General features: G+C 61.9%; 11 protein-coding genes. 7 read left to right on the forward strand and 4 right to left on the reverse strand.

The window, feature by feature from the left end:
• The first annotated feature begins 247 nt into the window (after positions 1-247).
• The 6 genes from F8N66_RS30445 to yccS all read left to right on the forward strand — a co-directional run bounded on the left by F8N66_RS30445 (position 248) and on the right by yccS (position 9,807).
• On the forward strand, positions 248-1,690 hold the full coding sequence (locus tag F8N66_RS30445) for a TldD/PmbA family protein (RefSeq protein ID WP_150773591.1): 1,443 nt from the start codon (positions 248-250) through the stop codon (positions 1,688-1,690).
• Positions 1,690-3,027 carry a TldD/PmbA family protein gene (locus tag F8N66_RS30450; RefSeq protein ID WP_150773592.1) on the forward strand — a complete coding sequence of 446 codons (1,338 nt, stop codon included), beginning with the start codon at positions 1,690-1,692 and terminating at the stop codon, positions 3,025-3,027. Before F8N66_RS30445 ends, F8N66_RS30450 begins: the two co-directional genes overlap by 1 nt.
• A 173-nt stretch (positions 3,028-3,200) precedes the next feature.
• Positions 3,201-4,628, forward strand: a complete 1,428-nt coding sequence (gene mdtD / locus F8N66_RS30460; RefSeq protein ID WP_150773594.1) for a multidrug transporter subunit MdtD — start codon at positions 3,201-3,203, stop codon at positions 4,626-4,628.
• A 105-nt stretch (positions 4,629-4,733) separates the two neighbouring features.
• On the forward strand, positions 4,734-6,071 hold the full coding sequence (dbpA, locus tag F8N66_RS30465; protein ID WP_412070762.1) for an ATP-dependent RNA helicase DbpA: 1,338 nt from the start codon (positions 4,734-4,736) through the stop codon (positions 6,069-6,071).
• Between the two features lie 145 nt (positions 6,072-6,216).
• Positions 6,217-7,395, forward strand: a complete 1,179-nt coding sequence (locus F8N66_RS30470) for an NAD(P)/FAD-dependent oxidoreductase (RefSeq protein WP_150773596.1) — start codon at positions 6,217-6,219, stop codon at positions 7,393-7,395.
• 225 nt (positions 7,396-7,620) lie between these two features.
• The gene (yccS, locus tag F8N66_RS30475; RefSeq protein ID WP_150773597.1) at positions 7,621-9,807 is read left to right on the forward strand and encodes a YccS family putative transporter; all 2,187 of its coding nucleotides are present in this window, start codon (positions 7,621-7,623) and stop codon (positions 9,805-9,807) included.
• 145 nt (positions 9,808-9,952) lie between these two features.
• Here the strand turns inward: yccS and F8N66_RS30480 are convergent, their stop codons facing one another.
• Positions 9,953-10,690 carry a substrate-binding periplasmic protein gene (locus F8N66_RS30480; RefSeq protein ID WP_150773598.1) on the reverse strand — a complete coding sequence of 246 codons (738 nt, stop codon included), beginning with the start codon at positions 10,688-10,690 and terminating at the stop codon, positions 9,953-9,955.
• A gap of 254 nt (positions 10,691-10,944) precedes the next feature.
• Here F8N66_RS30480 and F8N66_RS30485 point away from each other — a divergent pair, with 254 nt between their 5' ends.
• Complete coding sequence (locus F8N66_RS30485) at positions 10,945-11,397, forward strand: GNAT family N-acetyltransferase (protein WP_150773599.1); 453 nt, start codon at positions 10,945-10,947, stop codon at positions 11,395-11,397.
• Between the two features lie 98 nt (positions 11,398-11,495).
• Here the strand turns inward: F8N66_RS30485 and F8N66_RS30490 are convergent, their stop codons facing one another.
• The 3 genes from F8N66_RS30490 to F8N66_RS30500 are packed head-to-tail and all read right to left on the reverse strand — an operon-like array spanning position 11,496 to position 14,484.
• Positions 11,496-11,792, reverse strand: coding sequence for a winged helix-turn-helix domain-containing protein (locus F8N66_RS30490; protein ID WP_150773600.1), 297 nt, complete (start codon positions 11,790-11,792; stop codon positions 11,496-11,498).
• Positions 11,793-11,829: 37 nt separating this feature from the next.
• Positions 11,830-12,318, reverse strand: coding sequence for a M48 family metallopeptidase (locus F8N66_RS30495; protein ID WP_150773601.1), 489 nt, complete (start codon positions 12,316-12,318; stop codon positions 11,830-11,832).
• Between the two features lie 45 nt (positions 12,319-12,363).
• Entirely contained in the window at positions 12,364-14,484 is a 2,121-nt protein-coding gene (locus F8N66_RS30500; RefSeq protein WP_150773602.1) for a putative bifunctional diguanylate cyclase/phosphodiesterase, read from the reverse strand.
• Positions 14,485-14,701 lie beyond the last annotated feature (217 nt).

Here is a 14,701-nt window from a genome sequence, read left to right on the forward strand (position 1 = left end):
ATAACACCGCGTCACGGCTATTCGCGAGCAAGCCCGCTCCCACACTTGATCTCCAGTGAACACAGATTTTGTGTACCCCCAGGATCAAATGTGGGAGCGGGCTTGCTCGCGAAGGGGCCCTAAAAAACAACACATCACTTCCAACCCTTCCCTTGATCCATCCCCCGACGCAGGCCTACTCTAGCGCCACGCAAACGCTTCACCCTCCCCTCGCGACATCGATGCTCCACACCAAGGAGGTTCCCGAATGTTCGATTTCCACCCCCAGCTCAAGCAGCGATTCGCTGCCTTGCGCACGGGCGCTGAATTCTTTTCCCTGCGCTATGTGCGCGAGTCCGGCCAGTACCTGTCGGTGCGCAAGAATGTCGCCGAGCCGCCCAGCCTGCGCCGCGACGAAGGCGCGATGCTGACCGTGCGGGTCAATGGCGTCGAGGCTTATGCCGCCACCAATGACCTGTCGCAACAAGGCCTGCAAGCCGCCCTCGAACGCGCCGAACAGCAGGCCCGCCGGCTCAAGCCCCACGCCTTGCTGGACCTGCGCGAACAAGCCGTCTCCAGCGACCGCGCCGATTACTTCTCGCCGAACCTCGACCAGCCGTTCCCGTCCCTGAGCGATTGCTACCAGCTGCTTGGCGCCGAATCCGCCGCCGTGCCCAAGGACGAGCGCCTGGTGAACTGGCAGGTGAGCATCGGCATCACCCACGTCGAGCAGATCTACCTCAACAACGCCGGCGCGGAACTGCGCCAGGCCCAGCGCTTCGTTTACCCGGGCCTGGATGTCACCGCCTACGACGGCAACGACAGCCAGACCCGCACCCTCGGTCGCGAGAACTTCGGCCAACAGGGCGGCTTTGATGTGATCAGCCGTTGCGGCCTGGTCGGAGCCGGTCCGAAAATCGCCGACCAGGCGCTGCAATTGCTGCTGGCGCCGAACACCCCGCAAGGCCCCCGCGACCTGTTGCTGATGCCCGACCAGATGATGCTGCAGATCCACGAATCCATCGGCCACCCGCTGGAGCTGGACCGTATCCTGGGCGACGAGCGCAATTACGCCGGCACCAGTTTCGTCAAGGCCGAAGATTTCGGCCGCCTGCAATACGGCTCCAGCCTGCTCAACGTGACCTTCGACCCGGACATTCCCGAGCAGCTCGCCAGCTACGGCCATGACGACGACGGCAGCGCCGCCAGCAAACAGTTCCTGATCCGCGAAGGCCTGCTGCTGCGGCCGCTGGGGGGTGCGCTGTCGCAGTTCCGCGCCGGCCTGGACGGTGTCGCCAACAGCCGCGCCTGTGGCTGGAACCGGCCGCCAATCGATCGCATGGCCAACCTGAATATCGAGCCCGGCGATCAGCCGCTGGAGCAACTGATCGGCAACATCGAGCACGGCATCCTGATGAGCACCAACCGCTCCTGGTCCATCGACGATGCGCGCAACAAGTTCCAGTTCGGCTGCGAATGGGGCCAGTTGATCGAAAACGGCGAACTCAAGGGCGTGGTGAAGAACCCGAACTACCGGGCGATTTCCGCACAATTCTGGAAAAGCCTCAGCGCGGTCGGCGATGCCAACACCTTCAAGGTGCTCGGGACGCCCAACTGCGGCAAGGGCGAACCGAACCAGGTGATCCGCGTCGGCCATGCGTCGCCGGCCTGCGTGTTCAGCAACGTTGATGTGTTTGGGGGAGACGCCTGATGACCACTTCAAAAGCCCAGGCCGAATCGTTCAAGGCATTGGTCAACGGCTTGCGCGACTCCCTGCGCGAACCGGAGCAATTCACCCTCAGCTACGCCGCCGAGTCGTCGGCCTTCGTGCGTTTCAACCACGCCAAGGTGCGTCAGGCCGGGCAAGTGCAGCAGGCGAGCATCGGTCTGAAACTGATCAACGATGGCCGCCACGCCGACCTCGACATCACCCTGTCCGGCGATCCGCTGGTGGACCGGCAGCGCTTGGCCGAAGGCCTGCAACAGCTGCGTGAAACCCTGCCGCTGCTGCCGCAGGACCCGTACCTGCTGCTCAACTACAACGGTTGGCAAAGCAAGAACGTGCAGGAGCACCCGCTGCCGGACACCGAGCAGGTGGTCGCTGAAATCACCCGGGCTGCCGAAGGCCTGGACCTGGTGGGGTTCTACGCCGCCGGTCCCATCAGCCGTGGCTTCGCCAGTTCGGCCGGGGCGTTCGGCTGGCATCAGGCCAACAGCTTCAACTTCGATTTCAGCCTGTTCCACGAAAACGGCCAGGCCGTGAAAGCCAGCTACGCCGGCCACGACTGGAGCAGCGAGGGTTTCGCCAAGCGCTTCCAGCAGGCCCGCGAGCAACTTGAATTCCTGGGGCGGCCACTGCGCACCCTGGCGCCGGGGCAATACCGCGCTTACCTGGCACCGGCCGCGCTGGAAGAAATCATGGGCATGCTGTGCTGGGGCGGGTTTTCAGCACAGTCGATTGCCAGCAAAAGCAGCCCGCTGCAGAAACTCTACGGTGGCGATCAAACCTTCAGCCCGCTGGTGTCGCTGGATGAACACGTCAGCGGCTCGTTGAGCCCGGCGTTCTCCGATGAAGGCTATCCGCGCAGTGATCTCGGGCTGATTGTCGAGGGCAAGGCCGGCGCGCAACTGGTCGGTTCACGCAGCGCCGCCGAGTACGGCTTGACGGCCAACGGCGCCAGCGGCGGGGAGTCGCCGAGCGCCCTGAACATGCAATCCGGCGGGCTGCCGGAAGCGGACATCCTCAAGCAACTGGGCACCGGGCTGTACATCAGCAACCTGTGGTACCTGAACTTCTCGGACCAACCGGCGGCGCGCCTGACCGGCATGACCCGGTTCGCGACCTTCTGGGTCGAGAATGGCGAGATCCAGGCACCGGTGAGCACCATGCGCTTCGATGACAGCGCCTTCAGCCTGCTCGGTTCGCAGCTGGAAGCGTTGACGCAAGAGCGCGAGTTGCTGTTGTCGGCCAGCACCTACAGCCAGCGGGCAACGGCTTCGGCGTTGCTACCGGGGGCACTTGTCAGCCGGCTGACATTAACCCTGTAAACACCGACCCGTAGCACACAGAGGCCCCTGTGAGAGCGGGCTTGCTCGCGAAAGCGGTGGGTCAGTCGACATTGATGCCGAATGTTATGGCCTCTTCGCGAGCCAGCCCGCTCCCACATGGATTGCGACCGACATCGATCTTGCATTAACCACTTCAACTGACAAGAGGTCCCATGCCCAACCGCCCGCCGCTCGATCCTGTCACCGCCCGCTGGGTGCCGTGGGTTGTCGCCATTGCCTTCTTCATGCAGTCCCTCGACGGGACCATCCTCAATACCGCCCTGCCGGCCATGGCCGCGGACCTGGCGGAAGACCCGCTGCGCATGCAGGGCGTGATCATCGCCTACATGCTCACCGTCGCCCTGCTGATCCCGGCCTCGGGCTGGATCGCGGATCGCTTCGGCACCAAGAAAATCTTCTTCAGCGCCATTCTGTTGTTCAGCATCGGCTCGCTGCTCTGTGCAATGTCGAACAGCCTCACCCTGCTGATTGGCGCCCGGGTCGTCCAGGGCCTGGGCGGCGCCTTGATGCTGCCGGTCGGTCGGCTGGTGGTGCTGCGTGCCTACCCGCGTTCGGAGCTGGTGCGGATCATGGGCTTTATCACCATTCCCGGCCTGCTCGGCCCATTGCTGGGCCCGACGACCGGCGGCTGGATGGTTGAGTATCTGTCCTGGCACTGGATCTTCCTGATCAACCTGCCTGTGGGCCTGATCGGTTGCTACGCGGTGTGGAAGTTCATACCGGACTTGCGCGGTACGGAACGCACGCGCTTCGACGGCATTGGCTTCCTTCTGTTCGGGGCGGCGATGATCCTGATCACCATCGCCATGGAAGGACTGGGCGAACTGCACCTGCCGCACCTGCGGGTGATGTTGTTGCTGTTCGGCGGCATGGCCTGCCTGGCGGCCTACTGGTTGCGCGCCGGGCATATCGACAATCCGTTGTTCGCGCCGTCGCTGTTCAAGACCCGGACCTTCGCCGTCGGCATTCTCGGCAACCTGTTCGCCCGACTCGGCAGCGGCGCCCTGCCCTTCCTCGTGCCGTTGCTGCTGCAAGTGGCGCTGGGGTATTCGCCGTCACAGGCCGGAATGAGCATGCTGCCGCTGGCCGCGGCGGCGATGATCGCCAAGTGGGTGGCGCGGCCGTTGATCGAACGCCTGGGCTACCGCATCGTGCTGACCGGCAACACCCTGGCGCTGGGGATCATGCTGGCAAGCATGGGCCTGGTCAGCGAGCAGACGCCCTACTGGCTGCTGCTGTGCCTGCTGGCAATCCTCGGAGCGATCAACTCCTTGCAGTTCACCGCGATGAACACCGTGACCCTGATCGACCTGGACGACGCCAGCGCCAGCAGTGGCAACAGTTTGCTGTCGGTGGTGGCGCAATTGTCCCTGAGCCTGGGTGTGGCCTGTGCCGGTGCGCTGCTGGGCGGCTTTACCGCAGAGGTCGGAAATGACGGCGTTCAGACCGTTTTGGGCGCTTTTCAGCTGACGTTCGTGACCGTTGGCATCATGGCGATGCTGGCGGCGACGATCTTTTCGCAGCTATCAAAGGAAGACGGACGGCGCGTCAAGCGTCCGGAAGAGCACATCGAACCTTAGGGCGAATGGCCATCGGACTGGTACACTGCGCAACATTTTGTTTTGCAGGCCAGTCCCGTGACCACCATCGCCACCGAATTTAATACTTTGCCGCTGTCCGCCGCCATGCTGGCTAACCTCGACTCCCTCGGTTATGCCCAGATGACGCCGATCCAGGCGCAAAGCTTGCCGGTGATCCTCAAGGGGATGGACCTGATCGCCCAGGCCAAGACCGGCAGCGGCAAGACCGCCGCCTTCGGTATCGGCCTGTTGAACCCGATCAATCCGCGCTACTTCGGCTGCCAGGCGCTGATCCTGTGCCCGACCCGCGAGCTGGCCGACCAGGTCGCCAAGGAAATCCGTCGCCTGGCCCGTGCCGAAGACAACATCAAGGTCCTGACCCTGTGCGGCGGCGTATCCCTCGGCCCGCAGATCGCTTCGCTGGAACACGGCGCGCACATCATCGTCGGCACACCGGGGCGCATTCAGCAGCACCTGCGCAAGGGTTCGCTGGTGCTCCATGGCCTGAACACGCTGATCCTCGACGAAGCCGACCGCATGCTCGACATGGGTTTCTACGATTCCATCGAAGAAATCATCATGCAGGCTCCGGAGCGTCGCCAGACCCTGCTGTTCTCGGCCACTTACCCGGTGGGCATCAAGCAGCTGGCCTCGAAGTTCATGCGCAACCCGCAGCAAGTGAAGGCCGAAGCGTTCCACGACGACACGCAAATCGAGCAGCGTTTCTACGAAATTTCCCCGGAAGAACGCATGAGCGCCGTGACCAAGGTGCTGGGCCACTTCCGTCCGGCGTCCACCGTCGCGTTCTGCTACACCAAGCAGCAGGTTCAGGAAACCGTCGATCACCTGACCGCCAAAGGCATCTCGGCCGTCGGCCTGCACGGCGACCTGGAACAGCGTGACCGCGACCAGGTGCTGGCGATGTTCGCCAACCGCAGTACCTCCGTGCTGGTCGCCACCGACGTCGCCGCCCGCGGCCTGGACATCGATGCGCTGGACATGGTGATCAACGTCGAACTGGCCCGCGATTCGGAAATCCACATTCACCGCGTCGGCCGTACCGGTCGCGCCGGTGAGAAAGGCCTGGCGATCAGCCTGGTCGCGCCGCCCGAGGCGCAACGTGCGCAAGCCATCGAGCAATTGCAGAAAACGCCGCTGACCTGGGATCAGGTAGACAACCTCACATCCCAGGGTGGTGGTCCGTTGCTGCCACAGATGAGCACACTGTGCATCGGTGCTGGCCGTAAAGACAAAGTGCGCCCGGGCGACATCCTTGGCGCGCTGACCGGTGATGCCGGGATTCCAGGCGCCCAGGTCGGCAAGATCGCGATCTTCGATTTCCAGGCCTTCGTGGCCGTGGAACGCGGTATCGCCAAACAGGCCCTGCAACGCCTGAACGACGGCAAGATCAAGGGCCGTTCGTTGCGCGTGCGCATCCTGTAACAACTGCACGCATCCCCCTGTGGGAGCGGGCTTGCTCGCGAATGCAACCTGCCAGTCAGCCTATCGGTCGACTGACACAGCGCTTTCGCGAGCAAGCCCGCTCCCACAGTTTGTTTTGTGGTGAACACATTTAGAGGACACCGTTTTGCGCTCTACCGAAGTCGTGATCATTGGCGCTGGCGCCGCAGGGTTGATGTGTGCGCTGACCGCCGCCGGGCGCGGGCGCAAGGTGCTGTTGCTCGACCATGCCAACAAGGCCGGCAAGAAAATCCTGATGTCGGGCGGTGGCCGCTGCAATTTCACCAACATGTACACAGAGCCGGGCAATTTTCTCTCGCAAAACGCCCACTTCTGCAAATCCGCCCTGGCGCGCTACACCCAATGGGATTTCATCGGCCTGGTCGCCAAGCACGGCGTGCCGTATCACGAGAAAAAACTCGGCCAGTTGTTTTGCGATAACAAATCCAGCGACATCCTCGACATGCTCCTCGACGAGTGCAACCAGGTCGGCGTCAGCCTGCACCTGGACACCTCGATCCAGACCATCGAAAAACTCGAGAAGGGCTACCTGCTGGATACCACGCTGGGCCAGGTCACCTGCGAGTCCCTGGTGATCGCCACCGGCGGCTTGTCGATCCCGACCCTGGGCGCTACCGGCTTCGGCTATCAAGTGGCTAAACAATTCGGCCATGAATTGCTGCCAACCCGCGCCGGCCTGGTGCCGTTTACCATCACCGACCAGCTAAAAGCCTTGTGCACCGAGCTGTCCGGTACGTCGGTGGATTGCCTGGTGAGCTGCAACGACCAGAGTTTCCGCGAGAACATCCTGTTCACCCACCGCGGCCTCAGCGGCCCGGCGATTTTGCAGATTTCTTCGTTCTGGGAATCCGGCGACACCGTTGAAATCAACCTGCTGCCGGACCATGACGTGCCGAGCTGGCTACAACAGCAACAAGCCGAACGCCCCAACAGTGAGCTGAAAACCCTGCTTGGCGAAATCTTCACCAAGAAGATGGCCAATCTGTTGGCGGACAATTGGTTCGACTCCAAACCGATGAAGCAATACACCCACGCGGAACTGGCCGACATCGCCGAAAAACTGGCGAGCTGGAAAGTCGTGCCGGCCGGCACCGAAGGCTACCGCACTGCTGAAGTGACGCTGGGTGGCGTCGATACCCACGAAGTGTCGTCCAAGACCATGGAATCGCTGAAAAGCCCTGGCCTGTACTTCATCGGCGAAGTGCTGGACGTTACCGGGCATCTGGGCGGGTTCAACTTCCAGTGGGCCTGGGCGTCGGGCTACGCGGCAGCGCAGTACGCCTGACCCACACAAAACAAAATGTGGGAGCGGGCTTGCTCGCGAATGCAATGTGTCATTCAACACCTATGTCGACTGACACGACGCTTTCGCGAGCAAGCCTGCTCCCACCGTTGTGAGGTGTTGTTCGGTAAAGGAACAGATTTTGCTGCCTGATGTGATCGCCGCCATTGCGTCGGCGTCATTACTGGCTCAATTTAGCGTCATTGCCTCGGAAGGCCCTCGCACTTCATGTCATCGACTTCATTTCGTCAGTCACTGCGTCGCCTTTGGGCGCTGGATAAATTCAGCTACAGCGTGCGGGTGTTCATCGCCCTGACCGGCACCATGGCGTTGTGTTGGTATCAGGATGAAATGGGGCTGCTGATCCCGTTGTTCCTGGGGATTATCGCCAGCGCCCTGGCCGAGACCGACGACAGCTGGCAAGGCCGCCTCAATGCGCTGGCCGTGACGCTGGTGTGTTTCCTGGTCGCCGCGCTGTCGGTCGAACTGCTGTTCCCCTACCCCGTCTTTTTCATCATCGCCTTCGCCCTCGCCGCTTTCTGCCTGACCATGCTCGGCGCCCTGGGCGAACGCTATGGCGCGATTGCCTCGGCGACGCTGATCCTGTCGGTCTACACCATGATCGGCGTGGACCAGCGCGGTGGCGCGGTGACCGATGTCTGGCATGAACCGGTGCTGCTGGTGGCCGGGGCGGCCTGGTACGGTTTGCTCTCGGTGTTGTGGCAGGCGCTGTTTTCCAACCAGCCGGTGCAGCAGAGCCTGGCGCGATTGTTCCGTGAACTGGGTTTCTACCTGAAGTTGAAGTCGTCGCTGTTCGAGCCGATCCGGCAGATGGACGTGGAAGCGCGGCGACTGGAGCTGGCGCAGCAGAACGGTCGCGTGGTCGCGGCCCTGAACGCCGCCAAGGAAATCATCCTGCACCGGGTGGGCAACGGTCGCCCCGGCTCGAAAGTCAGCCGCTACCTGAAACTGTACTTCCTCGCCCAGGACATCCACGAGCGCGCCAGTTCCTCGCACTATCCGTACAACGCCCTGGCCGAGGCGTTTTTCCACAGCGACGTGCTGTTCCGCTGCCAGCGCCTGTTGCGCCAGCAAGGCAAGGCCTGCCGGGCGCTGGCCGAATCGATCCAGATGCGCCAGCCGTTCATCTACGACGCCAGCTTCGCCGAAGCCCTGGGCGACCTGCACGCGTCTCTCGAACACCTGCGCATCCAGAGCAACCCGGCCTGGCGCGGCTTGCTGCGCTCGCTACGTGCATTGGCGGCGAACCTGGGCACCCTCGACCGTTTGCTCAGCGACGCCAGCAACCCCGACGCCCTGGCCGACGCCACCGACAGCAGCCTGCTGGACCGCTCGCCGCGTAACCTCAAGGACGTCTGGGTGCGTTTGCGCACGCAGCTGACGCCGACTTCGCTGCTGTTCCGCCATGCCCTGCGTTTGCCCCTGGCCTTGAGCATCGGCTACGCGATGGTGCATTTGATCCACCCGTCCCAGGGTTACTGGATCATCCTCACCACGCTCTTTGTCTGCCAACCGAACTACGGCGCCACCCGCCGCAAACTCGGCCAGCGGATCATCGGCACCGCCATCGGCCTGACCCTGGCCTGGGCGCTGTTCGATCTGTTCCCGAACCCGTTGATCCAGTCGTGCTTCGCGATTGCCGCCGGGGTGGTGTTCTTTACCAACCGCACCACCCGCTACACCCTGGCGACGGCGGCGATCACCTTGATGGTGCTGTTCTGCTTCAACCAGGTGGGCGACGGCTACGGCCTGTTCCTGCCCCGGTTGTTCGATACCTTGCTCGGCAGCCTGATCGCCGGCCTCGCGGTTTTCCTGTTCCTGCCGGACTGGCAGGGCCGACGCCTGAACAAGGTGCTGGCCAACACCCTGACCTGCAACAGCATTTACCTGCGCCAGATCATGCAGCAATACGCCGCCGGCAAGAGCGACGACCTGGCCTATCGCCTGGCCCGGCGCAATGCGCACAACGCCGATGCGGCGCTGTCGACGACGCTGGCCAACATGCTGATGGAGCCGGGGCACTTCCGGAAGGAAGCGGATGTGGGGTTCCGCTTCCTGGTGCTGTCGCACACGCTGCTCAGCTACCTGTCGGGCCTCGGCGCGCACCGGGAAACCCAGTTACCGCAGGATGTGCGCGAGCATCTGATTGAAGGGGCCGGGGTGAAACTGGCGGTCAGCATTGACGAAATCGCCCAGGGGCTGGCGAGCAAATCCGCCATTGCGATTCAGAGCGATGAGGAAGAGGCGCTGGCCAATGAGCTGGAGCTGATGCCCGATGAGATTGATGAAGGGCAGCGTCTGGTGCAAACCCAACTGGCGCTGATCTGCCGGCAGCTGGGACCGTTGCGGACGTTGGCGGCGCATTTGATCAAGGACACCAGCGAAGAGGTGTAGCGCCTGATCTGGCCCCTTCGCGGGCAAGCCCGCTCCCACATTGGGTCTGTGCAATACACAAAATGTGTGACCGCTGACGATCTAATGTGGGAGCGGGCTTGCTCGCGAAGAGGCCATCAGCCACACCAGAAATCTCAAAGGGATCTCACATCCCATGCTGCTTGAGCAACCGCTCATAACTCCCATCCGCCTTCATCTTGGCAATCTCGCGGTCGAAACCGGCGACGATCTGCTCATGCCGTGGATTCTTCAGGCTGACCAGAATATGCAGGTTGTTCTCGCTCAGCGGCTTGGGCAGGAATTCCACGGCATTGCGTACTTTCGCGGATTCGCGGGCCAGGTAATAACGCGCGACGTATTCGTCTTCCAGCGTCAGCTTGACCCTGTCGGCGGCCACCATGCGCACGGCCATGGCGAAACTGTGCACCGGCACTTTCTGTAGTGACGCATCGTCATCGAATGCCGGCGAATAGGCATACCCGCGCACCATCGCGACCGGATAGGTGTGCAGTTGTTGCAGGTTATTGAATTCGATCGGCGCATCCTTGCGCTTGATGAAGCGCACGCGGTTGACCAGGTAGGCAGCGGAAAACTGGCCCAGCCGGGTACGCTCGTCGGAATACCAGGCGTTGACCAGCACGTCGTACCGGCCTTCGCCCAACCCCAGCAAGGCCCGCGCCCATGGCACCTGCTCGAAATCACTGGCGTAGCCGGCTCGCGCCAGCGCAGTGCTGACAATATCCGTGGCCAGCCCGCCATTGATCAGGGTGGCGTCGGTAAACGGCGGCCAGGCATCGGCCACCAGGCGCAGCTTTTCAGCTGTCGCGTTTTGAATCAGCAACAGCAATCCAATCAAAGCAAAGGCTCGATGCAACCGCGGCATGCTCGAAAATCCTTAGCGGGCAGGATGCCCACGTGTTTTCAGCCAAAACTCCAAGTCCCTTACCGGCACACCCAGGCACTAAAACGCTAGCTCATGAAGCCACTGCACATCGCTGGATTCCAGATTACACAAAGAAGACAGCGCCGCGCGAAATGAATGATGGCATTTTGGTCTTTGTCACAGATTCCTCCGCCATAAAGACATCCATCATGCGGGCGCTTAGTATCACAGGGACGTTTTCAAGGAATCAGCACATGACAATCGAATGGGTCTGCAAACACCACAGCGATCTGGGCAAAGAACAGCTGTACGCCCTTCTGCAGCTGCGCGCCGAGGTGTTCGTGGTTGAACAGAAATGCATTTACCAGGACATCGATGGCCAGGACCTGGAAGGTGACACTTGCCACCTGATGGCCTGGAACGAGGATCGGCTGGTGGCATACCTTCGCCTCCTCGACCCCGAGCTTCAGGGCGGCGATGTGGTGATCGGGCGTGTAATCATTGCCCCACAGGCGCGAGGCACGGGGCTTGGCCATGAGCTGATGGCCCAGGCGCTGAAGCAGGCGGAAAAACACTGGCCCGACATGCCGATCTATCTCTCGGCCCAGGCGCATTTGCAGGGATATTACGGACGGTACGGGTTTGAGGTGGCGGGTGAAGAGTATGTCGAGGATGGCATTCCACATATAGGCATGCGGCGTTCCTGAACGCCCCTTCGCGAGCAAGCCCGCTCCCACATGCGAATGCATTTCAACGGTGGGAGCGGGCTTGCTCGCAAAGGCGCCAGATCAATCGACACGGGAACTCAGGGATACTCCAGCACCACCTTGATCTGCCGCAGATGACGCTCGATCCACCCCCGGTCAATCGCCCCCCAGTCGCGAATCCGATAGCGCCCGGCATGGTTGCGCGCGCCTTCTTCCTGCTCGAATTCGCAAACGATATCCAGGTCCGCCAGCGCGGCGATGGTGTCCTGAGCCGTGCGCCGTGGCATGCCGGTGACGTCGGTCAAGGCCGGGACACTGCTGGCCAACCCGCTGTCGATCAGGTAGGCCACATACAAGCGGCGGTAGAAGCTGCTCTTGGTCTTGCTGACTTCCATTTAACGCTCCTAAAAAGATCGCAGCCTGCGGCAGCTCCTACAAATCCCGCCAGGTGAGGTACACCCGCACATCGAATTCCACCTGGTGATACCCCGGCAGCATGTGTTCACACAACTTGTAGAACGCCTTGTTGTGATCCGACTCCTTGAAATGCGCCAGCTCGTGAACCACGATCATTTTCAGAAACTCGGAGGGCGCTTCCTTGAACAGCGAAGCGATGCGGATTTCTTTCTTGGCCTTGAGTTTGCCGCCCTGCACCCGTGAAACCGTGGTGTGCAGGCCGAGGGCACGGTGGGTCAGGTCCAGGCGGTTGTCGAACAGCACTTTGTCGATGGCCGGGGCATTACGCAGGTATTCCTGCTTGAGGTCCAGCGCATAGGTGTATAGCGCCTTGTCGCTCTGCACCTCGTGCTTTTGCGGGTAACGCTGGCTCAGGTAATCGCCCAGCCGGCCGTCGGCGATCAGTTGGCGCACCTGATCCTGCAGCGAGGCGGGATAGGCCTGGAGGTATTTCAACGCGGTCATCGCAGCAGCAACACACATGACGAAAAGATCGCCAGTGTAGCGAAATCAGCGGGTCAGCGCGCTCCAGTCGAAAGGCTGCACGAAGTGAGCGGTGTCCTCCGGCATCATCGGCCGCGCCACCAGGAAACCCTGCACGTACTCGCAGCCATTGGCTTGCAGCCACTGGTACTGCGCCACGGTTTCCACCCCTTCGGCGATCACCAGCATGCCGTACTGCCTGCACAACTCGATGACATTGCGCACCAGTGCTGCGTCCCGCCCGGACTGCGGCAGCCGGGCGATCAAATGCCGGTCGAGTTTGAGCGTGTCCAGCTCCAGATCGCGCAAATGAGCCAGCGAGCAGGGCCCCGAACCAAAATCGTCCAGCGCCACCCTGACCCCCAGGTTACGCAGCAAACGCAGTTGCTTGCGGGTCTCCTCGGGATGGAGCATCAACGCGTCCTCGGTCACCTCGACTTCCAGGTGACGGGGCTGCAAGCCATTGCGCTCCAGGACCTGGCGCAGCTCGGTGACCAGATTGGGCATGCTGAACTGGGTGCTGCTCAAACTGACGCCCAGCACCAGGTCCTCGGCAAACAGGGTTTCCCAGGCTTTGCGCTGCCCGGCGCCGCGCTGGTAAATCCAGCTGCCCAGGCGACTGATCAACCGGGCTTCTTCCAGCAAGGGTAAAAACAACCCCGGCGGAACGTCCCCGACGCTGGGGTGCTGCCAGCGCAGCAGGGCTTCAAAGCCGCGAATTCGCCCGTCGGCAATGGCCACCTGCGGCTGGTAGACCAGATTGAAATCGCGGTTCTCGATGGCGGTGCGCACGCTTTCTTCGAGCATCAGCCGCGAGCGCGCGCGACCGTTCATTTCGTGATCATAGAAGCGGTACTGCTGGCGCCCGGCGCGCTTGGCTTCGTACATGGCGATGTCGGAGGCTCGCAGCAAACCGTCGAGGTTGGCTCCACATTCCGGGTAGGTGGCGATGCCGATGCTGGCGCCCAAGGCGATATCCAGGCCGTCGATTTGCTGACAGATCGACACGCGTTCTATCAGTTTCTCGGCAATCTTGGCCGCTTGCTCGGGAAACTCCAGGTCCAACAACGCGGTGAATTCGTCGCCGCCCATGCGCGCCAGAATGTCGAAAGGCCGCAAACAGGCTTTCAACTGCTCGGAGACCCAGCGCAAGACGCGATCGCCGGCATCGTGGCCCAGGGAGTCGTTGACCCGCTTGAAGCCGTCGAGGTCCAGGTACATCAGGACCCAGACGCTGTCGGTTCGATCACCGCGCAGCAACAGGTTTTCCACGGTCTGGTAAAAGCCACGGCGGTTGAGCAGCCCGGTCAGCGGGTCGGTGACGGCCTGGAATTCCAGCTGCTGATGCAGGTGCCGCACCACCGACATGTCCAGCACCGTCACCACCATGGCGTGTTGTTCCGCGGGCAATGGCGCGCAAGACAGTGCGACGGGCACTTGTTGGCCAGGTGCGGTGCGCAGCAACGCATCGTGCAGGCGCAGGGTTTCACCCCGTTTGTAACCGGCAAGCAGCTCGGAGTCGGCCCAGCTCGGGATATGCGGTTTCTGCATGAAATCCAGAAACGCCCGGCCTTGCAGCTCTTGCACCGTGGCATTGAGCAGGCGCGACATCGCCGGGTTGGCAAAGCGGATCAGCCCGTCTTCATTCACCACCAGGATGCCTTCGGCCGCATTGTCCAGCACCGAGGCATTGAAGGCGCGAGCGACCTCCAGATCATGACTCAGGCGCTGCAAGGCCCGGCGATTGCGCTGGTGCTCCAGCAGCGCCTGGACCTTGGGCTTGAGAATCTGCGGGTCGAATGGCTTGAACAGGTAGTCCACCGCGCCACTGGCATAGCCCTTGATCACGGCGTCCTGGGACTGCTCATTGGCAGTGAGGAAAATAATCGGCGTCAGGCGGGTCCGCTGGCTGCCGCGCATCAGGCGCGCCACCTCGAAACCGTCCATGCCCGGCATCTGCACGTCCAACAGCACCAGATCGACATCGTGTTCCAGCAACACGCTGAGCGCCTCGAAACCCGAGGCCGCCGTGATGACCTGCCAATCCTGGCGCTGCAGCAACGCGCGCATGCTGATCAGGTTCTCAGGGTAGTCGTCGACGATAAGTAACGTTGAACTGCCTTCATTGGGCGGGTGCGCGCATTCCATGCTGCTTCTCTATGTTCGGGACGACAGGCCGGTTTCTCGTGAAAACCGGACAGATACTAAGCCTTCACTCTAGACCTGGATCCAGAAAAGCTGAAGGTGTCAGTACGCCATCATTTAACCAATGCGTTCAATTGCCGACTAACGGTCACGCCTGAAAGCCACTAAAACCGGGGAAGGTGGCCTTTTAACAGGGTTTTGACGTCACCCATTTGTCCAG

Source organism: Pseudomonas fluorescens (assembly GCF_902498195.1).
GTDB classification, from domain to species: Bacteria; Pseudomonadota; Gammaproteobacteria; order Pseudomonadales; family Pseudomonadaceae; genus Aquipseudomonas; species Aquipseudomonas fluorescens_BU.